Here is a 20,909-nt window from a genome sequence, read left to right as displayed (position 1 = left end):
TAAATTGATTATAAACGGGGTTTTAATATGAGGACATAGAAAAACCCCGAATAAGGGACTTTTTTTATCGTGTCCATTATTCGGGGTATAGTTCAGGATGGTATTAATGTGACGTTATCTTTATTAATCTTTACTTTTTTAACTGTAGCGTCATAGCCATTAACTAAAACTACACCAATTTTATGCTACGGACAATTTTTTGGAGCGTAAAGGCATCGAAAAAGATGTTTCTCGTCTGGAGCCCGTCGCATCGAAGACAGTTATACGATTTGAAGTAAATAATCCTGAGCATTTCACGGTTCCCAAAGACGTTCGTTTTTCCATTGAAGATACCTTTTTCACGACCACCCATTCGGTTGTTGCAGAAGCTGGCACTCAACAGGTTGATATAGAGGCCGTGTGTGAAGATGCTGGAACTATCGGAGACTGATATTTGCCAGGTCAAATTGTCGATATGGTTGACTCAGTACCATGGGTTTCAAAAGCCTATAATATTACCACATCGGCAGGCGGTCTTGATTGGGAAGATGATGACGCCTTTGCAGAGAGGATTCGGGAATCAAACGAACGATTTTCTACCGCAGGGCCGGAACTTGCCTATAATTACTTTGCTAAAACGGCAAGTCAGCGCATTATAGATGTCCAAACCCTAACCCCTGGAGTCGTCTCAATTTTTCCGTTGATGGAAAATGGTGAACTTGCTACTGAAGAAGAAAAGCAGGCCATATTAGCCATATATTCAGATAAATCAGTTCGACCACTTACAGACCGAGTGCAGGTCATCGATCCAGATTTGTATATGTATGATTTGAATATCACGTATTATTTGCCTTCTTCTGCTGCAGCTTGCAAGAATCATCCCAAACAGCTGTAAATAATGCCCTTCAGGAGTACATCGTTTGGCAAAAATCAAAGCTTGGACGCGGAATTGAAACAAAGTGAGCTATATGCCCTTTTACAACAGGCAGGAGCTAAAAGAATCACAGTTAGCCCCAACGAATATATCGCTTTGAAAAAGAACCAAGTGGCTCGTGAAAAGGCGGTTAATTTGAATTTTGGGGGATTTATTGATGATTAGATTAGACAATTACACATATCACGATATTTTTCCTAGTAGCCTTTTGCAAACAGAAGAGGACCAGGCTATGGCTGCAGGAATAACAGCTATGTTGCAACATCTAAATTCATTTGTAAGCCTGGTGGATCACCGTACAGAGATACCCGATTCCATGTTAGATGTTGTGGCTGCAGAAAAGCATGTGGATTTCTATGATTCTACTCTGCCGGCAGACCAAAAAAGAAAATTGATAGACCGATCAGACTTTTTCCACCAGCGAAAGGGAACGCCTGCAGCTGTCGAGGAATTAATCACCATTCTCTTTGGAGAAGGAAAAGTAGTGGAATGGTATGAGTATGGAGGAGAACCTTATCACTTCAAGGTTATAACGAATAACCGGTCTGTCACAAACGAAATGGCTCAGCAGTTCATTAGGGCTGTTGACTCTGTAAAAACAAACGATCTGTTTTAGAAAAAGTAGAAATCAGTATGTCCGAAGATATGAACCTTTATGTCGGCAGCGTGATCCACACTGGCGATAAATTATTAATAAAACAGGTGATGTAAATGAGCGCATTTGGCGGATTAATTTTAACCAATAGGGGTTCCATTCTCCAAACGAAAGCACAAACAGGAAAACCACTGAAATTCACAAGAATTGCTTTAGGAGACGGTGAACTTTCTGGAGCCTCCATTTTAGATTTAAAAGCATTAAAAAGAGAAGTAAAGTCCCTAAATATCAGCAAATTAAAGGTAGTGACAGCAGGACAAGCTCTTATTGGTTCTGTTTTAACCAACCAGGACTTGACCACTGGTTTTTACTGGAGAGAGCTAGGCGTATTCGCGGAAGATCCGGACACAAAAGAGGATGTTCTTTATTCCTACGGCAATGCGAAGACAAATGCAGAATACATCCCTGCAGGCGGAGGCTCTGATATCGTTGAGAAAACGATTGATATTATGACCCTGATTGGAAATACCTCCAATATCTCTGCAACCATCAATCAGAGTTTAATTTTTGAAACTCCTGAAGGGGCCCAGGAAAAGGCCAACGCTGCAAAAGAGGCGGCCATGGTAACCATTAACGATATAAAAACAAATTTGGAGAAATCCCTTGCTACGCATCAGGCGGATGAAGTGTCACATATAAAAGCTACCGAACGCACTGCATGGAATGCAAATGAAACTCCAGCAGGAGCAAGTGAAAAAGATCGTATTTCCTTTGAGCAGACTGATTTTAAGGTTAGTAAATCAAATAAAGATTCAAATGGGATTTTCACAACTGTTCATTATAGGCGCAATGATGGTAAGTTGGCTATTTCCTCTATTCTAAGTGGAGGAACTTCCCCACTCTATGCAACCAGAACCATTAAATATTATGGAATTGATGGACAAACAGTTGAGAAACTGTCAGAACACTTAGCTATGACTCTGATGGGCTTTTGATAAGTGAGGTGTAAATATGATTGATATTCGTGATCATGGGGGTCCATTTAATGGTGGAGCTGGCATTGACACAACAAAGGTTGCCATTAGGACTATTGGAACTACATCCACAGGAATTAATTGGGGAGCATGTGCATTTAATGATGAAAAAGTCGGAATATGTGTGGGTACTTATCTCAACCATACAGGAGGTGATTATCGTGTATACGGCATGCTGAATAACCAAATCAATTTTAAGTCGTCAAATTTTGATTCTAACCTTTTCGGAATTGAGAGAGATGAAGACAATATTTACGTTTCGACCAGTTCTGCCTTATATAAATTAAAGATTAATCCTGGGGTAGAAACCACACAATTATGGTACGCATCGTTGACGAGATCTGCAGATAGTATAGCATTACTGCCAAATGGAAATCTTGTTGTGAATAACAGTGGTGAATACAAAGTCCGTATAATCAACTCATTTGGTGTATTCATCAAGGATATTAATATTCCACGATACGCAAATAGAGTAGTCGCAGACCCAAGTGATAGTGATGCTGTTTATGTAATATGCGAATATTACACTATCAAACTTAAAATAAGTACCGAAACGGAAATCTGGCGAACAGGCACAGAAGGGAGTACTCCAAACGACGCATTCTATCTAAATGGATTTATTTATCAAGTAAATAATCTTTACAATGCCTATAAAATAAATGCTAATACAGGCGCAATTGTACAAGGACCTCTAAAAATTCATATGTCTAGTTTGACCAAAGATGCCAATCGTAATATCTATGCCTATAACGTAGATATGATTAACTATTTAGGAAAAGAATCTTTGTCGGTGGGATCGGGCCTATATCAAGTATCCAACGTTCACGGAGCTAATTCTCGAATGTTGAAGCTCGGTAAGAAAAAGCAATATTCCATTAACGGTTCCACTATTAGAGAGATAATGCTTCATTACGGAATTAAATAAGGAGGAATTGGATGTTTGTTATATATAACAAAGAAAATAATAAGGTAGAAACTGTGTATTATGATAGTACTAATGTACCCGATGAAGTTAAAGATAAAGGGGTGGAAGTTACAAATATCCTTCCTTTCCCAAGTCCAAAACAGGGCATTAATCATATTCAAATGTTTGATGAAAACAAACAGGAAGTCTATTACCTTGAAGAAACTCGAGACTTAACCACTGAAGAAAAATTGCTAGGGTTAGAAACACAAAATAACGAGCTTAAGTTAGATGTTATCGAATTAGCAAGTGCTAATGAAACCGATAAAATGGAAACACAACTAGCGATTGCAGAATTAGCAAATATCATGACAGGAGGAATTGAATAATGGCAAAAATCTACTATAATTTAATTACTGCAGGGCAATGGTCAATTGATAATGTCCCAACCAGATGGAAAGATGATACGCAAGAATTGCTAGACGCTGCTGAATAGTAGGCGTTATTTTTTATGTCATATCAGGAAGATTTAGTTCACTAAGAATGTTTTTCTTTTTCAACTATCGGGGGAGGTTATTTGCATAAGATCGAATATTTGTTAAAATTTTCAGGAGATAGGATTTTCAGTAATATCAATTATAAAAAAAGAGCAACGAATACTGATGTTAAATTAATCAACTGTAAAAGAGGTTAACAATCATGATAAAAGGCATTTTTGAAACTCATATTAATGTTAGTAACTACCAAAAGTCGGCGACATTTTATGAAAAACTATTAAACATTATCCCGTTACACGAAGACATTGATAGAAAGTCAAAATTTTATTGGGTTGGGCAACCAGGAGAGTCTATGCTAGGTATCCGAGAAAACTATCCAAGTTCCTTAGTACAACGACAACATTTTGCTTTTAGAGTTAATTTAGAAGATATTTCCTCAGCGAAAGAATATTTATCCGATTTAGGTATTACAACAACAAATTTTTTTGGAGAGAGTTCTGAAAATTTATTAGTATTTCCTTTTATGCCTGCTGTTTCTATCTATTTTAAAGATCCAGATGGTCATTCAATTGAATTTATCTCCATGCTAGATGATTTTCCAAAACCTGAATTAGATATTATGGCTTGGCAAGAGTGGGAAGAGTTACACGGTAGAAAATAGGGCTTTTAAGCTAAGAGATGTAAAGGTACATTAAGGAGCTGATTGTAGCTCCTTTTTATTAAAGGAGCAGCATTCCTTTAATGAATGAAAATGAGTTTTGAACAAATCTTTCTTATTAAACAAAAACTGTTAAGTATGTGATTTAATACACTTAAACTAACGGGGGCTTTAGTTAAATAGTAAAACGTAAAGTCGACAGAGAATCTGTTGGCTTTTTTTGCTGCGTATCAGGAAGATTTAGTTCACTAAGAATGTGTTTTTTTCACTTAACTGTTTAGGTTAGTGGAAAAAGAGGTTTTATGTATATTTAGGTCGAATTATTTATAAGTATTAGAATAGTTTAACTAACATGGCAGAATAGTTGAACAATAAAATAATGCTATTAAATATTTACAGCATTGTGGATTCGGAGGTTTTTACATGATTAAGAAAATTTATGAAACACATTTACAGGTTAAAAACTTGAATGATTCAATCGATTTTTACCAAAATAAACTTGGGCTAAAATTGGGAACAATCACGAGAAATGCTGCTTTCTTGTGGGTTGGAGATCTCGGACATCAATTCCTTGGATTATGGGAAGTATCAAATAATACAGAAATTCAACCAAGACACTTTGCTTTTGAAGTAGAGTTAGATTTTCTAAAACATTCAAAGATTTGGTTAGAGGAAAAGGGTATTACAGTAATCGGAAGTCAAGGGAAAAGTAATATAGAACCTATTGTACAAATTTGGATGCCAGCTGCAAGTGTTTATTTTTTAGATATAGACGGAAATAAATTGGAGTTTATTTCTATGCTAGATGATACACCCAAAGAGTTAGACTATGTACCGTATTTAAGTGAGTGGGAGTTATTAAATAATCTAGAATAGCCAAATGAAAATAGTTTTTATCAAGTTGACAGAAAATCTGTTGGCTTTTTTGTGTCGCAACCGGAAGATTTAGTTCACTAAGAATGTTTTTCTTTTCCAACTATCGGGGCAGGATAGTTCAATAAGAAAATAGAAATGATTCTTATTACGGAAAAAGGAGTGTGAAAATGGAGACTTGCATCTTTTGTGAGATTATCCATAAAAAAGCTGAAGCCTACATAATATATGAAAACGAGTTGGTGTGTTGCTTTTTAGATAAATTCCCAATAAATAAAGGGCACGTTTTAGTTGTTCCCAAAAAACATTACCAAGAATTCAGTGAAGTTGATGGAAAGAGTTTGAATGAAGTAATTCTTATATCTCAAAAAGTAGCTATTTCACTTGAAAATTTACTCAATACAGATGGATAACCATTATGCAAGAAAATAGAATCTTCAAAGATGTTGAACACTATCATATGCATATAATACCGAGGTTTAAAGGTGATGGTTTTTCTTGGATCGAACCAAAAATCACCGTGAATCAAGTTGATTTTATGGATTTAAAAACAAGTTTGCAGGGTTATCTTAGTAAAAATTTCATTTAATAAACAGAGCAAATAGGTGGGTGCAAATATGGTTAGACGCAAAAAAAATAAAAGAGATACATTTAAAATTCAGCATGAGTATAGAAAGAAAATGAGAAAAGAAACAAATAATAAAGAGACTAATTTAGAAATGATGATTGTTGCTATAATTCTTTTTATATTATTAATAGCAGCATGGATATTTTCTCTAAGTTGAAAGGGTTCCATAAAAACTTTAATCCTTGTTGAACTAACAGGTGCTTTAGTTTAATAGTAAAATGTAAAGTCGACAGAGAATCTGTTGGCTTTTACTGTTGCGTATCCGGAAGATTTAGTTCACTAAGAATGCATTTCGACTAAAGGGGCAGTTTAGCGGTAGGAGGATTAATATCTATTTATGTTGAACTTCTTATGGAAGGAATGAAGCAGTTTAGAAGAATAACTGTTTTAAATCAATTAAAAAGGAAGTAAAACTATTGCCGGAAATTAAATTGTAAAAAATTCCACAAACCATTAAAATTAAAATATCTGAAAAATGAGGGGCTGAGGTATTGCGTATGGTTAGAGATTTATCACATAACGGTGAGGTGTATAAGACTAACTATTATTGAGGAGGTTCATATGACAACTATTAATTCTAATCTTTTTTACGGGAATAGTGTAAAACTTTCTTTACCTAGAGAAGAAGATGTTGAAATCATGTTGAAGTGGGGAGAAGATTCTGAGTATCTTCGTAATGTAGATACAGAAATAGCTCTTCCTAAAACTAAAGAACAATTGGTTTCAGAAGGAAAAACGGACTTAAATGAAGTGTATTTCCGACTAAGAACAATTGATCAAGACTGTTTAATTGGATTTGTTGCTATTCATAGTATTGAATGGAACAATCGTACGGGGCTCTTGTCCATAGGGATTGGAGAATCTTCTAAGCGAAATAAAGGTTACGGAACAGACGCTTTGAAACTGATACTTCGTTATGCTTTCTATGAATTAAATTTGGAACGAGTTGGTTTGGAAGTTATTGAGTATAACGAAGGTGGAATAAGAGCGTACGAAAAGGTTGGTTTTCAGCAAGAAGGTAGAAAAAGATCGGTAGTATATCGAGATGGAAGTAGATACGATGTTATTGTTATGGGGCTCTTGCACAATGATTGGAAGGCTATTCAGGAATAAGATAGTTTTTAGGAAAGTGATATAAAACACGGGTAAGGGGAAACAGATCGGATGCAAACAAAGAAAAAAGGCAGTTAATTATAAAGTTTATCTCTATGAGAATACTTATTATTTCAGGAAGTACTCAAGAAATTTTTTCACTTTGATTATTTATTTGTTGAACTAACGGGTGCTTCAGTTTAATAGGAAAACATAAAGTCAACAGTAATTTCTGTTGGCTTTTTTTGCTGCGTATCAGGAAGAAGAAGCGTACACGTTGTAGGCTTTTTTGTTTTTTCTTTTATTAGTATAATTAAAGGAAAAAATGAGGTTTTAATATGCCTAAATTGACTACAGAAGTATATTTATTAGAGATAAATCGTCTTTGTGAATACGCGATATATTCGGTAAGTGAAATGAATAAATCATTAAAAAATTATGAACTTGGAGTAATTGATTTAGCGACGTTTTGGTATTATGCTCATTCGTTTCTATCTCATTCTTCAAATATTTCTAAATTCTTATGGGGTGGAAAAGTAAATTTTTCAAAGTTAAACAAAGTCCAAAAAAGAAAGGCTAATCTATATAATGACTTTAGAAAGAAATTAAGAAAAATACTTGAAATAAACGAAAAGGCAGCTCTAAAGTCTAGAGCAGTTAGAAACTTATTTGAGCATTTTGATGAGCACATTCTTGATTTAACATATGTTGATAACAGCGTAGATTATACAGATATGTGTATAGGTAAAAAAGAAAATTTTGATGTAGACCAAACTAGAATTTATAGGTTTTATGATGTAGAGGAAAAGACCATAACTATATATGACAAAGTTTTTGATGTTAGTGAAATCTTGGGTGAGGTATATCAAATTCTTGGAAAAACTAAAAATATCTTAGAACAAGATGGTATGTAATTTGTTCAATGGTTCTATAGTTTTAGTGTTTTAATTCGGTAGGGATTTCCAAAGCTAACATAATGTTGGCTTTTTTACCTCGCATTTGAGAATAACTGTTTATGAAAATGATATTTATTCCGTGATAATGAGGTTAGATTAGTTGAAGAGACTTTCGCTTTAGGAATAGGGATAATTTGAGGAAGACTATTTGTATCATAGAAAGGAATTTGAAATAATTATTAAGAAATTATATTAGCTTTAGGGGTTACAAAAAGAAAATATGTAGTGAAATTTAAAGATAACGGAGGGTGTTCGATTGGGAAGAATTGTTGATGGACGTTTTGAGGTCACAAACGGGATTTTAAATATGGCACTTTTTGGAGGGTGGTTAAATAAAAATTATATTAATGGTTATATCAATAATGATAAATTTTCTAGGTCAAGGGCAGTTTTAACACATTTAACTCAAGAAATCTTATCAATACACCGATTCCCTGGTTTTGAAGAATACTATCGCTCAACTTATGGGGCTAAAATTAGAGTAGTATATAAAGAGCTAGATTCTAAGGATATCCAGGATGCTAAAGATGAATTGGAAGATTTGTATAAACATACTCAGGATTATTTGAAAGGGAAATACCCTTCTAAGTCCTCGCTAATATTAAAAAGATCATTGAATGGAGGAGAACAAAAACAAGTCGCAAATCAATTACTCGATCAGAAAGACATCGTGGAATTTGAGAGTAACATTATTCTTTCTTTTGCTGATTACAACTTTCTAGGTTCCTATAATTCAAAAGTGTTATTGGAAATGGACGTTCCTTTTGAACAAATTCTTATTCACTATGACTCTATTGTTTTCCCAAACGGTACATCAGGTGAAGAAAAAGAAAATGAAGTTTGGGTATTAAATAAAGATCCATTTGGACGGATTAAACAACCCAAAGATAATTTTCGATTTGAAAAGCTTTCAAGAAATAAAAATGATTTCCCAGACTTTTCCCTACCTCAAACCGAGGACTTCTGGGGTTATGAGGAGGCATACAAAAAGCATAGAAAGGTATGGGATGATCCCTGGGTACAATTCATAATTAAACTCCGAAAAAAAATGGGGAAACTAAATTAGACTTAGTTTTTAATCCTTTTAGATTGTGAATTAATATAGTTAAATAAACGGGAACTTTAATTAAAGAAGAAAAGATAGAGTCAGCATTTGGATGCTGGCTTTTTAATAACGTATTAGGAAGATTTAGTTCATTAAGAAAACATTTTCTTTATGCAACTAACGGGTGAGTGTCATCATTACTTTAAACTCCTGGAGTAGAATAATTTTGAATAGTAATCTAACTTCGGTGTGAAAATATTAAGGAATACTTTAAAAAGGAGCTGACCTTAATGTATAAACAACTAAGATGGATTGTTATCACGTTTTTCCTTATTCCTTTATTTCTCATTGTAAGTGCTATACCTTCTTTCGCTGAGGGTAAAAACAATGAAGAAGGCAAGGTTATATTTAGGTATAAAACTGATTTTGAAGCCATATCTCGTTTTCTGGGTATAACCCAGGAAGAATATTTTGAATTAAGAAATCAAAAAAGTATTGTTGAAATCGTAAAAGAAAGAGGAATTTCTGAAGATGAGGTATTTCGTTACTTTGTAGAAAAAAATTCGATGCACTTAAAACAGGATATGAAAAAGGTGATTATGATATCGGGTTTGTTATGGATTATTGCTTAAGGTTAAAAGATGATATTGAATGGGAGATAAAAGTTAAAAAGGGCAAAGACGGTAGTTTGATAACGGAATAGCTAACTAAACTAAAGGATGCATTACTAGAACTGTAATGCTTTTTTCTTCTTCAAGTAAAGGGCAGAACATTTGAATAGTAATAACTTTTTTCTGTTGAGGAGAATTGATTTTCTTAATGAACTCCCTCAGTTTAATAAGAAAACATAAAGTCGACAGTAAATCTGTTGACTTTTTTGTGTCGCATCAGGAAGATTTAGTACATCAAGATAGCATTATCTTTTTCAACTAATGATGTAGTTTACTTTAACTGAAAAAGGTAAAATAAGTGGGGGTGAAAGAAAGGGGTAATTTTGAAAAAATGAGAAAGTTAACTAAATCTAAAATGGATAAATCATTATTTGGAGTGTGTGGAGGAGTAAGTGAGTTTTTGGGTATACCCTCTTTTATCGTAAGGGTGATAAGTATCTTAACTTTTCCAGTTGCTTTATGGGTGTACTTGATTCTCTATTATTTGTTAACGGTAAAAGAGAAACCAACACTATGATTATTCCTCTTCAAATAATAGGAGCTTTAGTTTAATAGGAAAACATAAAGTCGACAGAAGATCTGTTGGCTTTTTTTGCTGCGTATCAGGAAGATTTAGTTCACCAAGAGTGTTTTAACTTTTTCAACTAGCGAGTCAAGATATTTGAAAAACGAATGTGGGTTTTTATGGTATATTAACTTATGTATCCTTATTAAGGATTTTATTTGTAATTTAGAAATAGAAAAATTTAGGAGTTTCTTCTATGTTTGATATTGTCTTGATTTTGTTTATAGCTTCTCTTGGGGGAGTTATTGCTATTACAGGCTTTCTAGTTATATTAGGACGAAGAATTTTAGAACCTAAGAAAGAACTTCAACAAAAAATCGAAAAACTAGAAGAAGAGGTTCAAATATTAAAAAACTCTAATAAAAACTAGCTTTAATGAACTATCTGATTCCCTTAGATTAATAGAACATAATTCGACGGAAAGACTGTTAACTTTTTTAGAGGTGAAAACGATGAAACGTGCAGTAGGGATATTTCTTACGCTTTCTTCTTTACTAACATTCTTAATAGTGGATAAGCGTTATCCTCCTATTGAGGGAAAAATAACAACAACAGATTGGAATTCAGGAGTTACAAGAATCACAGTGACACACCAATATCCTTTGGTTTATTGGGTACTTTGTGTCATTTTAATAATTACTTTCATTCTTGGGATTTACTTTATTCTAGCAAAGGAAAAGCAATATGAGGAATATACACTCTGTGATACTCCAGAATATACTAGAAATAATTGAATCGAACTAAAGGGTTCTTTAGTTTAATAGAAAAACATATGCCGACAAAAATTTGTTGGCTTTTTTTGTTACGCATCCGGAAGAAGATACGCAACAAAACAAACACCCATATAGGTTTATGTTTTATCTCCTTTTAAATAAATAAATACTTTTTAGGTATTTATCGCTATCATTAAGTAGTGAATAATACCTATAGGAGAGATAGAATTGAAAAACTTATTTAAGATTATTAGCGCAATTACACTAATTTTAAGTGTAACTTTTGTTGTACCCACGGCAAAAGCAGCAACAAAAACTAATTCTACAACAGACAAAGTTATGTGGGGGAAAGTTGAGGTTAAAGACGGAGTAATAGGAAAAGTTAAAGTATTAAAAGATACTAACGTGTATAAAGTTGTAAGCATGAAGTTAAAGTATGTAAAAAAATTAAAAAAAATGAAGAATATGCGGTATATGGTAAAAGTGAAATAGCTGGTTCGAATACTTACCTATTAGAAAATAAGCTTTATGTGAAAAAAAATTCTAATGTAAAATATGAGACCATTCCAAATGCCAAAATAAAAGAATACAAAAACAGCCTAAAACCAGTTTCATATTTAAGCAAGGTCTTACCTAGTTTAGATTTTGAAATGTCAAAAGAGGAACTAATTACTCTTTTAGATAAAGATCCAACTAAGAATAAACCTGTAAGAATTAAATCAAATTACTTATTTTATTCTTTAGAAGTGAATGACAATGAGATTTTACGCTTGTTTAATGGGGTTAATGATATTGATTCTATGGATTTATACGTAGAATTTAAAAATGATCAGATTTCACTGGCTAGTTTAACTGTAAATATACCTGTTACAAAAAGCATAGATACAGAAAAAGAAGTTCATGACGAGCTATATTTATATGTTAACAACCTAGTCAAAGTATTAGCTGCTCCTGATAAACAGGAAAAGGAAATCTATAATGGAATTCAAAAGGGAATTTCAGAATGGGTGCTTTGGGAAAATGATATAGGGAATGCAGCAGTGCAAACTAATTATGTCTATAATAATGATTCTGCTTATGCTTATGCTTATTCATATACAGATATTACTTTTGTAAATTATGCATTGTATGGACATTAGATCAATATTTTGAACTGCACCCCTTTGTTTGAAGCAAAAACAATGGGGTGCAGTTTTTTATATCATATTGGGAAGATGATGCGACCTACTATTTCTATCCTCTTATGATAAAAAGAAAGGTATAATTTGTTCAGGAGGGGATTGATAGTGAAGGGAAAATTATATGAACTAGAATTAAGACTTGAAAACCTGCAAGATATGGTGCAAATGGTAGATGAATATTCTAGACATATGACTGCCCAAATGTGGACTATGTTAGGTGTTTTTATAACATTATTCATATTTATTATGAGCGGGGCGGCATATTTTCTGATAAGAAATATTGTAAATGATAAGGTAAATAAAGAGATAGATAAACGTTTGATTAACCTATTAAAAGAAAATCCACCTGTATTTAATGCTTCGGGGTCTTCAACGCCTGATGAAAATAAAAGAATTTATTTAAATTCTTCTATAGATGGTATTAGTCAACTTATTCCAGACCAAGTGATGATATTTAACGTATCTCCTGATAAATCTACCTACATGACTTTATCTGATGGTTTAATTCCAATACTTCGAATAAATGAGAATGGAATTGTGGAAATAGAAATACCGGATTATCATGAAAATAATGGAGAAATTCATTGGAAAATTCTATGGCCGAGAATGGAATACGAGAATAAAATTTAATTAATACACCCATAGAGGTGTATTTTTTATGTCCAAAATAGAGAGATAAATTAGAAGGGGGTCCCTAGAGAATAGAAAGGGGCGATAGTAGGTGACGAGATTGGAAGTAGCAGGGATTAAAAGCATTGGGGCTTTGATAGCAAGCTTCGGTGCTTATATATTGGGAATGATAAACGAGTGGGTTGTGGTGCTCGTTTTTTTTATGCTCTTAGATATGGGCACAGGATTACTAAGAAGTTGGATGACGAAAAGTTGGAATAGCACGATAGGGATGGCTGGAGTTATCAAAAAGGTGGCCATTGTTTTTCTTATAGGTATGGCAGGCGGAGTAGAATATATCATTAATGCTGCTGGACAGGATTCAAAAGGGATTGTCATTATTGGAGTAACCTCTTTTTTTATCGTAAATGAAGGGATATCAATCTTGGAAAACTGTGCACAATTAGGCTTACCAATACCGCCTATTCTATATAACGCCCTAGAAAAGTTGAATAAGGAGCCTATCGGAAAGGAACATCTTATTGAAAGAAATCCGAAACTATAGGAAATGGATAAGGCTGAATTGATAAAAGAAGTTGAAGTATTACAAATGGAAATAAAGGTTGATAAAAAAGAAGAAAATTAAAAGGAGATGATTTATATGAGTACAAAAACCGAAAATTTCATTCGACAAGTTAAAGATGGGGCTCTCGCATTATGGGAGGTTTATAAAGTATTACCTTCCGTTGCAATTGCACAAGCAGCATTAGAGTCATCATGGGGAACATCCGGTTTATCTACAAAGTATAACAACCTATTTGGCATCAAAGGAAATTACAGCGGAAACTCGTCAGCAATGCGTACTTGGGAAGTATACGGAGGGGTCACCTACAAAATTACAGCAAACTTTCGTTCATATCCGAATTGGTCCACGTCAATTAAAGATTATGGGGCATTCCTTAATGTAAACGGCCGTTATAAAAAAGCCCTTGGTCTAACCAACTATAAGGATCAAATTAAGGCTATTCACGAAGCAGGCTATGCAACCGATCCTGGCTATCAAGCTAAGATTATTTCCATCATTGAAGCGAATAATCTTGTTAAATATGATAAAGAGGTACTTGGTAGAAAAAGTACTGCCGTAAAGAATACAGCCGGAAGTACAAAATCTGTCTCTTATACAGTTAAATCAGGAGATACTCTTACAGCTATATCCAACAGATATAACACAAGCGTTAAAGTACTACAAAGCCTGAATGGAATAAAAAATCCTGACAAAATCACTGTAGGTCAAAAACTTAAAGTGCCATACACAGCTGAATTTACTTATCACAAAGTTACAAAAGGCGATACTGTATCTGCTCTTGCAGAAAAATACAGCAGCACAATAAAAAAAATTAAAGATTGTAATGACCTTGATAACAATTACACAATTACTATTGGTCAAAAAATGCGTGTTAAATAATTTAATTGATATGAAAATTATCTGTAACTGGGCTATAGTTCAACATTAAAAAGCCACAGATATTGTGGCTTTTTAATGTCTATTTATTGTTTTAGAGATGCCTGCAATGCTAGCTATATGGTTAGTAAGGAAATCTAATTGTACATTTTTTTTATTTATGTAACTTGTGAATAAATAAATAAATAATTTAAATACTCCATAACCAATCAACGTGCCGATAAAATTACAAATTAAATCATTAATATCTATTTTTCTCTCAGTATACTCTAAAGATAAAGCTAATAAGAACTGAATACCTTCTAATATAATAGGTAGAGTAATTGCAAAAATTAAAATTTTTCTTAGATTAATTTTCATTATAAATGGTAAAAGCAAACCAAATGGTATTGTCATTATTACATTTAGTATTAAGTTTTTGGGGTAATATAATATACCCTCAAATGGAATCAGGTTTATTTGTTTATATATATCAATAGTACCGCGAAACTCAGGAACAATAGTAATAGGGAATTGCGTGTAATTTATTAATTCACAAATATAGATATAGAATAAAGTAAAGAAAAGTAAATAAGCATTTGTTCTTTTTAACATAATTTTTAATACTAATACACATAGTAACCAAATAATAGCCGCGCCCAAAATTATATAATCTTCAAAATATATCCTCATACAGTTCCACCTCTTTTTATGAATGGCAATGGAGTTTTAAAACTTTAGATTTACTAACTCACTAATTTACTGTTTTAGTTTACCTTCGCCAGATATTTTCCAACCAGTATCTTTAGTGGAAATTACAAGGTAGTATTTAGATGATTTTGCTCCAGGTGATTTATCAAATGCTTCATTAAATTTATCAACTTTATTCGGGGTACTAGTACTACTAACATACTGACTTACAGTTCCGTAAAATGTATCTGCACCTGAATCATCTTTGTATAAGGCATAACTAACATTTTGACCAGGTGGCTTAGAAGCAGCATAGTCTTTACTAGTTCCTGTATAATATGCTAAGCCGGCAGCCGAAACAGAGCCTATATCTAGAGTATGATAGTTTCCTTTTTCTTTTCCATCTACAGCAACTACTATATTAAAATCGTAAGAGGAAGAAGCTGCAAATGCTGGAATTGCTACTATAAAAGATAATGATAAAACAAATAGAATTGAAAATAATTTCGACTTTAATTTCATTTTTTGTCAACTTTTTTCTAAAATTCTCCATTGCAGTAAAATAATATAACATACATTTATATGCAATTATAGTTTTTTTTTATTCTTTTAGAAAAATAATACTTAATATAGTTTGTAGCATTGGGTTTTTATTTTTCTTTTTTCTCTCATTATTCAAGGTCTATTTATAGCTTCTGTACTGTAAATGATTATTCTGCAATAAAATCCTCGTCAAAATAAAACTTTGTCATCAATTTGTTCACAATCCCGTTGAAGTATGCAAACTGCCCCTTAATCATTTTAGTTCCAGCTTTAACTTTCATAGCAAACTCCTTGAATACTCTGTTACCAATTTGTATTTCCTGAGACTTGTTAAATGCTCTGGATCCTGTGGAATGGTTTATAACTCTGTTGCATTGCTTAACGACCTTCCAAAATTCTTGAATCGTTTTAGCTTCATGATAAAAAGCACTTGCTAGGTTAGCAAAGTTATCTGGTACCCATGCAGCTACAAAGTTTGCTTTGAGTAGGTTATCAACAGATTTATCCACATGAGAAAGAGAAGGGGCGTTGTTACGTTCTTTATATCTTTTAATATTTTGTTTTAAGGAACTAGTAGTTGTTTTAATGGTAGGACACTTCTTGTCCACTTTCACAGGGGTCTTGTCGGTCACTTCTTCATTTACAGGTTGGATGATGATAGCATTAGCTGTTTGCATCATATCTTTTTTACGCTTCATAGGTATCTGCTTGATCATGCCTAGATCCACTAGTTTCTGCATTAGGCGTTGTACTGTTTTATAAGATAGTTTTAGCTTTTCTGCGATCGTATTTTTACACATGTAGCTCACACCGATTTGCTTACAGCTGTGGCGTTTAAGAACTTCCAGTAATGCAATAAGTCTAGCTTGTACATCTGCACGTTTAATAGACGTACGAATAATGTCTCTGTACACACGGACTGCTTTATTCATTTCTTCTCTTTCTGTGAAAGATGATAGGTTGTTATATGATTCGTCATTTGCTATTACATCGATACGTTTCTTCATTAATTATTCGTCTCCTTTTAGGAAACAAAAAAGCAACGATTCACCAATGATTAGCAAACCGTTGCGAAGAAACCCAAAATGTATTAAACTACATCTAGGGTACAGCAAGTGTTTGCCTATCGAGAGTAGGCGGACGGTATAAGAGTGTTGGTAGCACTACTTATACACGCTGTGCTCTTTTGTTTTTTATAATTAATATCTGCCCATATAATTGCCCATGGATTGCCCATAAAAGTTAGATGGATTTTGATTTATAATGATTATATTCATTTGGGAAATCACGATAATTAAGCATATTTAATATGTTTTTATCCGTTTTACTTCTATAGAATATGTTCCGCACGCAAGTTCACCCTTGGGAACGCGAACAATATATGAGCACGTATTAATTATTTGAACCCTTGACGCTCTAAGCGTTGAGGGTTTTTATTTTGTGGGTGAATACTTTATATTTATGCTTACTTTTTAAATACCTATTTTCAAGACAGAATTTTGTTTATAGATGCATCAAAAATTTACAAATTAGTAAATAAGATGGAATAAATTTATTTTATTAGTAATTTTATGTATAATAGTTAACTGAATGAGTTAATAATACAATGATGCAAAGTTCATATGATTCAATTGAGAAAAAAAAGAGAAGAAATGATCTTTTTTGAAGGTAGCATGGGCTAACTTCCCCAGAAATAATTTATGCAAGTCAACAGTTAGATCACCTCCTGAATGGATTACGCCTCACATGATACAATTTAAATCAAAAATGATTGCGCTTACACTCCACTCGATAAAAGTTTTTTAAAAAGAGGTTTGTACAAGCTTCCATCGTCTTAATCACATAATTCTATAAATTACAAAAAATAGGAAGTGTTAAATTGGAAATTAAAATTTCTGAAGAGAGTTATAACCATAATTTAGTTATGAACGAACGCAAAATTTTAATACCCTCTTCGGCTTTTGGGATTCTTCGAGAGCAACTGGTTAGGAACATAGGAATAGAGAGACTTAAAGGTTTTCTTTTTCATTATGGTTGGGAAACGGGCGTTAGTGAAGCCAAAGAGGCTTTGAAAACTGATATATCGTTAGAATCATTAATCAAAGTTGGACCTATTCTTCATGTTAAAAACGGTCAAATCAGTGGTTTTAAGCATGAATGCAATGTTGAGTTGGATGAAGACCAAACAATTATATCTTATCATGCAACTGGTACTTGGATTGATTCTTATGAGGCAGCCGAGCATATTAAACGAATTGGCCTATCTAAAACTCCTGTTTGTCATACACTTATTGGTTATTCAAGTGGTTTTATGTCAACCGTAAGCGGGGAACCACTTATGGCTAAAGAAATAGCATGTGTGGGAAAGGGAGATTCAGCATGCCGCTGGATCTTAAGGACACAAAAAGAATGGGAAAGTGAACTACAGAAAGATGAACAGCCTTTTTATAATGAAACACCTATATTGAAGGAATTAGAGTATACATATGAACAATTGCTTGAGCAAAAGAATTTCATTACACGATTAGCCAATTTTCAAAAAAAGTTAACGGAAGAGATAGCTCGAGGAAGTGATTTGCAAACGATAGCCAATATGGTATATGACATCGTTCAAATTCCGATCATGATTGAAGATATAGATTTTCAAACCATTACCTATTCGGGTTTATCTAAAGAGAAATATTTGGAACTAAACGCGGATCTGGAACAATATATTCAAGAAAACGAATCAAAAAATATGTTAGAAAGAAAAGATAGGAATCCAAGAGTATTTAGGAAAAAAGCATTGAAAACCACTATACAAGAACGTCTCATTACTCCTATTCTTGTACAAAAGGAAGTTTTAGGATATTGTTCTTTTATTTATGAAGACATAAAAAATGATAAACAAGAAGAAGATTATTTACTTTTAGATCGTTTTGCAAATGCGGCTTCTCTTATTCTATTAAATGAGAAGACTAAGTATGAAACTTTTGAGAGAATGAAAGGAAATTTCTTAGAACAAATATTAGATTCACAGTTCCCTGCTAGTGAACTAATCAAAAGAGGAAAATATGCTGGTCTAGACCTTGAGCAGCCTTATTATATAACGGTAATGGAATATAAGAATACACAAAGTTCTATTGAAAAAGAATTTCTTTTCCAGGAACAAATTTTCGAAATTGCTTTTCGCTACTTTACTGAAAAAAACCATAATATATTAGTAAGTCAACATGATGGAAAGATCATCTTATTTATTACGAACGATACCGTCCGAAATTCCACAATTTATAATATGATCAAAGAATTTCATGAATTTATGATGCAAAAATATCCACAAGGTGAATTTAAGTTTGGAATTAGTAATGTGGGTGATGATATTAAGAATGCATCAAAATATTATGAGGAAGCAACAATTGCCTTACGACTAACGATAAAGAAGAAAATTGTTCCATTCCAAACATTAGGAATCGTTGGGGTGCTGATTAACTCGAATAATAGAAACGGAATTAAAATGATCGCCGAGCAGGAACTCGGACCTTTATATGACCTGAAGGAACCAAAAACAATCGAACTTATTAAAACGTTATATTCTTTCTTGTTAAATGGTGGAAAACTGGAGCAAACTATGAGTGATCTATCACTATCAATGAGTGGGTTGCGGCATAGGATTAATAAGATAGAAAGTTTGCTAGAAAAAGATCTCCGAGATTCGAATGAAACGCATCAATTATTACTGATTATAAAATCCTTAATTGCTTTAGGTGAATTAGATCTCGAATAAAAAGTTCATTAATACAAGAGAGACCATCCAGTTTTTAACTGGTTGGTCTTTCTTGTTTTTTTGAGAAATAACTTCATCCGCTGTTTATAGATGGACAACAAAATGCTATAAAAAGGAATTTTATGAACAGTTTTTGTTCTAGTCTGAATATTTTAAAAACATTACACTGTATTTAGACGGTTACAAGTAATAGAGAGCTTGAAACACGTGAATGTAAGCGGTATCAAATATTTAATTCATTAGTTCAATCACTTTTCCTTTTCATTATAAAAAATAAGAAGCCGTCAAGGAATGAAAAATAAACAAATGAGGTGAAGATATGGGAAACATGGCACTAAAAGAAGAATATATGACAGTTGAACAGATATTAGCAGGAGCCGAAAAAGTTGGGAAACTAGCGGAACAAGAAGCGCAGGAAGCAGAGAAAAATGCGACGATTTCTGAGAATGTTATCAATCTAATGAAAGAAACACAAATTTCTAGATTAATGCTACCTAAGAAATACGGTGGACCTCAAATCGATTTAAAAACGTTTGCAAAGGTTGTCCGTAAGGTTGCCAATTATAACATTTCCGCGGCTTGGTTGGCATATCTTTACCCTCTCCATAATATTTTGCCCTCTTATCTTCCGGAAAAAGGCAGAGATGAAATAGTGAATCAAGGTGGATTAATTTGCGATGTATTTGCTGCAATTGGAAAAGCAGAAAGAGATGGTGATGGGTACCGGATTAGTGGAAAGTGGAATTTTGCGAGCGGTGTCCTATATTGTGATTGGATAGGGCTTGGGGTTGAAATGCAATTTCCCGATAGTATAAAACCAGAGGTTGCTTTGCCGATTTTACGAGCATCAGAAATTCAAATTGTGGAAAATTGGGATACATTTGGGCTTAGAGGTTCTGGAAGTAACCAAGTGATTGTGGATAATGTATATGTTCCCATGGAACGTATTTTACGGTTAAAGGATGCTGAATCAAAACGAAAACCACCAGAGGAAGACTATGATAAGGAATATCCTTTATACCATGTTCCATTTTACCCTGCTTTTTATCTCGGATTTCCAAACATGGCACTTGGCGGTGCAGAGCGTATCCTCTCAGAATTTAAGAAGCTTACCGAAAACCGTGTTCGATTAATGGACGGAATACGGGAAAGTGAGTCACCTCGCAGCCAAAGAGTTCTAGCTGAAATAACAACGGAATTTCACGCTGCAGAAGGATTGATGGAACAATATATTCGTTTATTAGAAAACTATGAAAAAGATGGTGCGGAAACCGGATTAGCAGAATTCTTTGCAATTAGGACGAAAATAATCAAAATCTGTACGGATATCGCGGTAAGAGCTCTTTCAACACTTGGAGGTGCTGCTCTCTATAAGGGCGGTACAATGGAATTGTTTATAAGGGATATCTTATCCGTAGCCACTCATAAAACATCATTATATGAAGATTCAGTAGCTGCTTACGGTAAGGAACTATTTGGATTTGATGGAGAAGTTAGGGGATAAAAAGGGCAGTTAGTGATTGGATAATAGAATATCT

General features: G+C 33.4%; 29 protein-coding genes and 1 pseudogene. 27 read left to right on the top strand and 3 right to left on the bottom strand.

Features of this window, described 5'->3' with window-relative positions; translation table 11 throughout:
- The first annotated feature begins 199 nt into the window (after positions 1-199).
- The 24 genes from ACIQXN_RS21555 to ACIQXN_RS13265 all read left to right on the top strand — a co-directional run bounded on the left by ACIQXN_RS21555 (position 200) and on the right by ACIQXN_RS13265 (position 14,399).
- A complete protein-coding gene (locus tag ACIQXN_RS21555; protein ID WP_483878342.1) occupies positions 200-430 on the top strand; it encodes a baseplate J/gp47 family protein in 231 nt (76 codons plus the stop codon).
- A 3-nt stretch (positions 431-433) separates the two neighbouring features.
- The gene (locus ACIQXN_RS13375) at positions 434-874 is read left to right on the top strand and encodes a hypothetical protein (RefSeq protein WP_483878341.1); all 441 of its coding nucleotides are present in this window, start codon (positions 434-436) and stop codon (positions 872-874) included.
- 54 nt (positions 875-928) lie between these two features.
- The gene (locus tag ACIQXN_RS13370) at positions 929-1,078 is read left to right on the top strand and encodes a hypothetical protein (protein WP_402967111.1); all 150 of its coding nucleotides are present in this window, start codon (positions 929-931) and stop codon (positions 1,076-1,078) included.
- A complete protein-coding gene (locus ACIQXN_RS13365; RefSeq protein WP_402967109.1) occupies positions 1,071-1,529 on the top strand; it encodes a phage tail protein I in 459 nt (152 codons plus the stop codon). Before ACIQXN_RS13370 ends, ACIQXN_RS13365 begins: the two co-directional genes overlap by 8 nt.
- A 95-nt stretch (positions 1,530-1,624) precedes the next feature.
- Positions 1,625-2,503 (top strand): phage tail-collar fiber domain-containing protein, encoded by an 879-nt coding sequence (locus ACIQXN_RS13360; RefSeq protein ID WP_402967107.1) that lies wholly within the window; start codon positions 1,625-1,627, stop codon positions 2,501-2,503.
- A gap of 16 nt (positions 2,504-2,519) precedes the next feature.
- On the top strand, positions 2,520-3,467 hold the full coding sequence (locus ACIQXN_RS13355; RefSeq protein WP_402967105.1) for a hypothetical protein: 948 nt from the start codon (positions 2,520-2,522) through the stop codon (positions 3,465-3,467).
- A gap of 11 nt (positions 3,468-3,478) precedes the next feature.
- Positions 3,479-3,835, top strand: a complete 357-nt coding sequence (locus ACIQXN_RS13350; protein WP_402967103.1) for a hypothetical protein — start codon at positions 3,479-3,481, stop codon at positions 3,833-3,835.
- Positions 3,835-3,942: a CD1375 family protein gene (locus tag ACIQXN_RS13345; RefSeq protein ID WP_402967101.1), complete on the top strand. Its 108-nt coding sequence runs from the start codon at positions 3,835-3,837 to the stop codon at positions 3,940-3,942. The genes ACIQXN_RS13350 and ACIQXN_RS13345 overlap by 1 nt, the downstream gene beginning before the upstream one ends.
- A 203-nt stretch (positions 3,943-4,145) precedes the next feature.
- A complete protein-coding gene (locus ACIQXN_RS13340) occupies positions 4,146-4,604 on the top strand; it encodes a VOC family protein (protein WP_402967099.1) in 459 nt (152 codons plus the stop codon).
- 420 nt (positions 4,605-5,024) lie between these two features.
- Complete coding sequence (locus ACIQXN_RS13335) at positions 5,025-5,477, top strand: VOC family protein (RefSeq protein ID WP_402967097.1); 453 nt, start codon at positions 5,025-5,027, stop codon at positions 5,475-5,477.
- A gap of 167 nt (positions 5,478-5,644) precedes the next feature.
- Positions 5,645-5,887, top strand: a complete 243-nt coding sequence (locus ACIQXN_RS13330; protein ID WP_402967095.1) for an HIT domain-containing protein — start codon at positions 5,645-5,647, stop codon at positions 5,885-5,887.
- A 204-nt stretch (positions 5,888-6,091) separates the two neighbouring features.
- Complete coding sequence (locus ACIQXN_RS13325; protein ID WP_402967093.1) at positions 6,092-6,259, top strand: hypothetical protein; 168 nt, start codon at positions 6,092-6,094, stop codon at positions 6,257-6,259.
- A 404-nt stretch (positions 6,260-6,663) separates the two neighbouring features.
- A complete protein-coding gene (locus ACIQXN_RS13320) occupies positions 6,664-7,215 on the top strand; it encodes a GNAT family N-acetyltransferase (protein WP_402967091.1) in 552 nt (183 codons plus the stop codon).
- A 317-nt stretch (positions 7,216-7,532) separates the two neighbouring features.
- Positions 7,533-8,108, top strand: coding sequence for a hypothetical protein (locus ACIQXN_RS13315; RefSeq protein ID WP_402967089.1), 576 nt, complete (start codon positions 7,533-7,535; stop codon positions 8,106-8,108).
- Between the two features lie 298 nt (positions 8,109-8,406).
- Positions 8,407-9,216, top strand: coding sequence for a hypothetical protein (locus tag ACIQXN_RS13310; RefSeq protein WP_402967087.1), 810 nt, complete (start codon positions 8,407-8,409; stop codon positions 9,214-9,216).
- A gap of 269 nt (positions 9,217-9,485) precedes the next feature.
- A complete protein-coding gene (locus ACIQXN_RS13305) occupies positions 9,486-9,827 on the top strand; it encodes a hypothetical protein (protein WP_402967085.1) in 342 nt (113 codons plus the stop codon).
- A 370-nt stretch (positions 9,828-10,197) separates the two neighbouring features.
- A complete protein-coding gene (locus tag ACIQXN_RS13300) occupies positions 10,198-10,383 on the top strand; it encodes a PspC domain-containing protein (protein WP_402967141.1) in 186 nt (61 codons plus the stop codon).
- Positions 10,384-10,627: 244 nt separating this feature from the next.
- Positions 10,628-10,801, top strand: a complete 174-nt coding sequence (locus tag ACIQXN_RS13295; protein ID WP_402967083.1) for a hypothetical protein — start codon at positions 10,628-10,630, stop codon at positions 10,799-10,801.
- Between the two features lie 82 nt (positions 10,802-10,883).
- The gene (locus ACIQXN_RS13290) at positions 10,884-11,165 is read left to right on the top strand and encodes a hypothetical protein (protein WP_402967081.1); all 282 of its coding nucleotides are present in this window, start codon (positions 10,884-10,886) and stop codon (positions 11,163-11,165) included.
- A 207-nt stretch (positions 11,166-11,372) separates the two neighbouring features.
- On the top strand, positions 11,373-11,636 hold the full coding sequence (locus ACIQXN_RS13285; RefSeq protein ID WP_402967079.1) for a hypothetical protein: 264 nt from the start codon (positions 11,373-11,375) through the stop codon (positions 11,634-11,636).
- Between the two features lie 38 nt (positions 11,637-11,674).
- A complete protein-coding gene (locus ACIQXN_RS13280; protein ID WP_402967077.1) occupies positions 11,675-12,283 on the top strand; it encodes a hypothetical protein in 609 nt (202 codons plus the stop codon).
- A gap of 147 nt (positions 12,284-12,430) precedes the next feature.
- Entirely contained in the window at positions 12,431-12,955 is a 525-nt protein-coding gene (locus tag ACIQXN_RS13275) for a hypothetical protein (RefSeq protein WP_402967075.1), read from the top strand.
- Between the two features lie 91 nt (positions 12,956-13,046).
- Positions 13,047-13,499 (top strand): phage holin family protein, encoded by a 453-nt coding sequence (locus ACIQXN_RS13270; RefSeq protein WP_402967073.1) that lies wholly within the window; start codon positions 13,047-13,049, stop codon positions 13,497-13,499.
- Between the two features lie 96 nt (positions 13,500-13,595).
- On the top strand, positions 13,596-14,399 hold the full coding sequence (locus tag ACIQXN_RS13265) for a glucosaminidase domain-containing protein (protein ID WP_402967071.1): 804 nt from the start codon (positions 13,596-13,598) through the stop codon (positions 14,397-14,399).
- 72 nt (positions 14,400-14,471) lie between these two features.
- On the opposite strand, the gene ACIQXN_RS13260 is transcribed toward ACIQXN_RS13265, so the two are convergent.
- The 3 genes from ACIQXN_RS13260 to ACIQXN_RS13250 all read right to left on the bottom strand — a co-directional run bounded on the left by ACIQXN_RS13260 (position 14,472) and on the right by ACIQXN_RS13250 (position 16,615).
- Positions 14,472-15,068 (bottom strand): VanZ family protein, encoded by a 597-nt coding sequence (locus ACIQXN_RS13260; RefSeq protein ID WP_402967069.1) that lies wholly within the window; start codon positions 15,066-15,068, stop codon positions 14,472-14,474.
- Between the two features lie 66 nt (positions 15,069-15,134).
- Positions 15,135-15,587 carry a hypothetical protein gene (locus ACIQXN_RS13255; protein ID WP_402967067.1) on the bottom strand — a complete coding sequence of 151 codons (453 nt, stop codon included), beginning with the start codon at positions 15,585-15,587 and terminating at the stop codon, positions 15,135-15,137.
- A gap of 188 nt (positions 15,588-15,775) precedes the next feature.
- Positions 15,776-16,615 carry a helix-turn-helix domain-containing protein gene (locus ACIQXN_RS13250; RefSeq protein ID WP_402967065.1) on the bottom strand — a complete coding sequence of 280 codons (840 nt, stop codon included), beginning with the start codon at positions 16,613-16,615 and terminating at the stop codon, positions 15,776-15,778.
- 668 nt (positions 16,616-17,283) lie between these two features.
- Between ACIQXN_RS13250 and ACIQXN_RS13245 the strand changes: the two are divergent.
- The 3 genes and pseudogenes from ACIQXN_RS13245 to ACIQXN_RS13235 all read left to right on the top strand — a co-directional run.
- Positions 17,284-17,358, top strand: a pseudogene (locus ACIQXN_RS13245) (Spo0E family sporulation regulatory protein-aspartic acid phosphatase); the annotation flags it as partial.
- 129 nt (positions 17,359-17,487) lie between these two features.
- Positions 17,488-19,371, top strand: a complete 1,884-nt coding sequence (locus ACIQXN_RS13240) for a XylR N-terminal domain-containing protein (RefSeq protein ID WP_402967064.1) — start codon at positions 17,488-17,490, stop codon at positions 19,369-19,371.
- A gap of 319 nt (positions 19,372-19,690) precedes the next feature.
- The gene (locus tag ACIQXN_RS13235; RefSeq protein WP_402967062.1) at positions 19,691-20,875 is read left to right on the top strand and encodes an acyl-CoA dehydrogenase family protein; all 1,185 of its coding nucleotides are present in this window, start codon (positions 19,691-19,693) and stop codon (positions 20,873-20,875) included.
- The last annotated feature ends 34 nt before the right edge of the window (positions 20,876-20,909 follow it).

Origin of the sequence: Peribacillus sp. NPDC097295, from assembly GCF_044761665.1 — a bacterium.
In the GTDB taxonomy this organism is placed as follows: domain Bacteria; phylum Bacillota; class Bacilli; order Bacillales; family DSM-1321; genus Peribacillus.
The sequence above is the reverse complement of the archived record's forward strand: the minus strand, read 5'-3'. Positions and strand labels throughout refer to the sequence as shown.

Coding starts and splice junctions, on each gene's coding strand:
- ACIQXN_RS13365 (WP_402967109.1), top strand. CDS start 1,071: ATGATTAGATTAGACAATTACACATATCACGATATTTTTCCTAGTAGC.
- ACIQXN_RS13360 (WP_402967107.1), top strand. CDS start 1,625: ATGAGCGCATTTGGCGGATTAATTTTAACCAATAGGGGTTCCATTCTC.
- ACIQXN_RS13355 (WP_402967105.1), top strand. CDS start 2,520: ATGATTGATATTCGTGATCATGGGGGTCCATTTAATGGTGGAGCTGGC.
- ACIQXN_RS13350 (WP_402967103.1), top strand. CDS start 3,479: ATGTTTGTTATATATAACAAAGAAAATAATAAGGTAGAAACTGTGTAT.
- ACIQXN_RS13345 (WP_402967101.1), top strand. CDS start 3,835: ATGGCAAAAATCTACTATAATTTAATTACTGCAGGGCAATGGTCAATT.
- ACIQXN_RS13340 (WP_402967099.1), top strand. CDS start 4,146: ATGATAAAAGGCATTTTTGAAACTCATATTAATGTTAGTAACTACCAA.
- ACIQXN_RS13335 (WP_402967097.1), top strand. CDS start 5,025: ATGATTAAGAAAATTTATGAAACACATTTACAGGTTAAAAACTTGAAT.
- ACIQXN_RS13330 (WP_402967095.1), top strand. CDS start 5,645: ATGGAGACTTGCATCTTTTGTGAGATTATCCATAAAAAAGCTGAAGCC.
- ACIQXN_RS13325 (WP_402967093.1), top strand. CDS start 6,092: ATGGTTAGACGCAAAAAAAATAAAAGAGATACATTTAAAATTCAGCAT.
- ACIQXN_RS13320 (WP_402967091.1), top strand. CDS start 6,664: ATGACAACTATTAATTCTAATCTTTTTTACGGGAATAGTGTAAAACTT.
- ACIQXN_RS13315 (WP_402967089.1), top strand. CDS start 7,533: ATGCCTAAATTGACTACAGAAGTATATTTATTAGAGATAAATCGTCTT.
- ACIQXN_RS13305 (WP_402967085.1), top strand. CDS start 9,486: ATGTATAAACAACTAAGATGGATTGTTATCACGTTTTTCCTTATTCCT.
- ACIQXN_RS13300 (WP_402967141.1), top strand. CDS start 10,198: ATGAGAAAGTTAACTAAATCTAAAATGGATAAATCATTATTTGGAGTG.
- ACIQXN_RS13295 (WP_402967083.1), top strand. CDS start 10,628: ATGTTTGATATTGTCTTGATTTTGTTTATAGCTTCTCTTGGGGGAGTT.
- ACIQXN_RS13290 (WP_402967081.1), top strand. CDS start 10,884: ATGAAACGTGCAGTAGGGATATTTCTTACGCTTTCTTCTTTACTAACA.
- ACIQXN_RS13265 (WP_402967071.1), top strand. CDS start 13,596: ATGAGTACAAAAACCGAAAATTTCATTCGACAAGTTAAAGATGGGGCT.
- ACIQXN_RS13260 (WP_402967069.1), bottom strand. CDS start 15,068: ATGAGGATATATTTTGAAGATTATATAATTTTGGGCGCGGCTATTATT.
- ACIQXN_RS13255 (WP_402967067.1), bottom strand. CDS start 15,587: ATGAAATTAAAGTCGAAATTATTTTCAATTCTATTTGTTTTATCATTA.
- ACIQXN_RS13250 (WP_402967065.1), bottom strand. CDS start 16,615: ATGAAGAAACGTATCGATGTAATAGCAAATGACGAATCATATAACAAC.
- ACIQXN_RS13235 (WP_402967062.1), top strand. CDS start 19,691: ATGGGAAACATGGCACTAAAAGAAGAATATATGACAGTTGAACAGATA.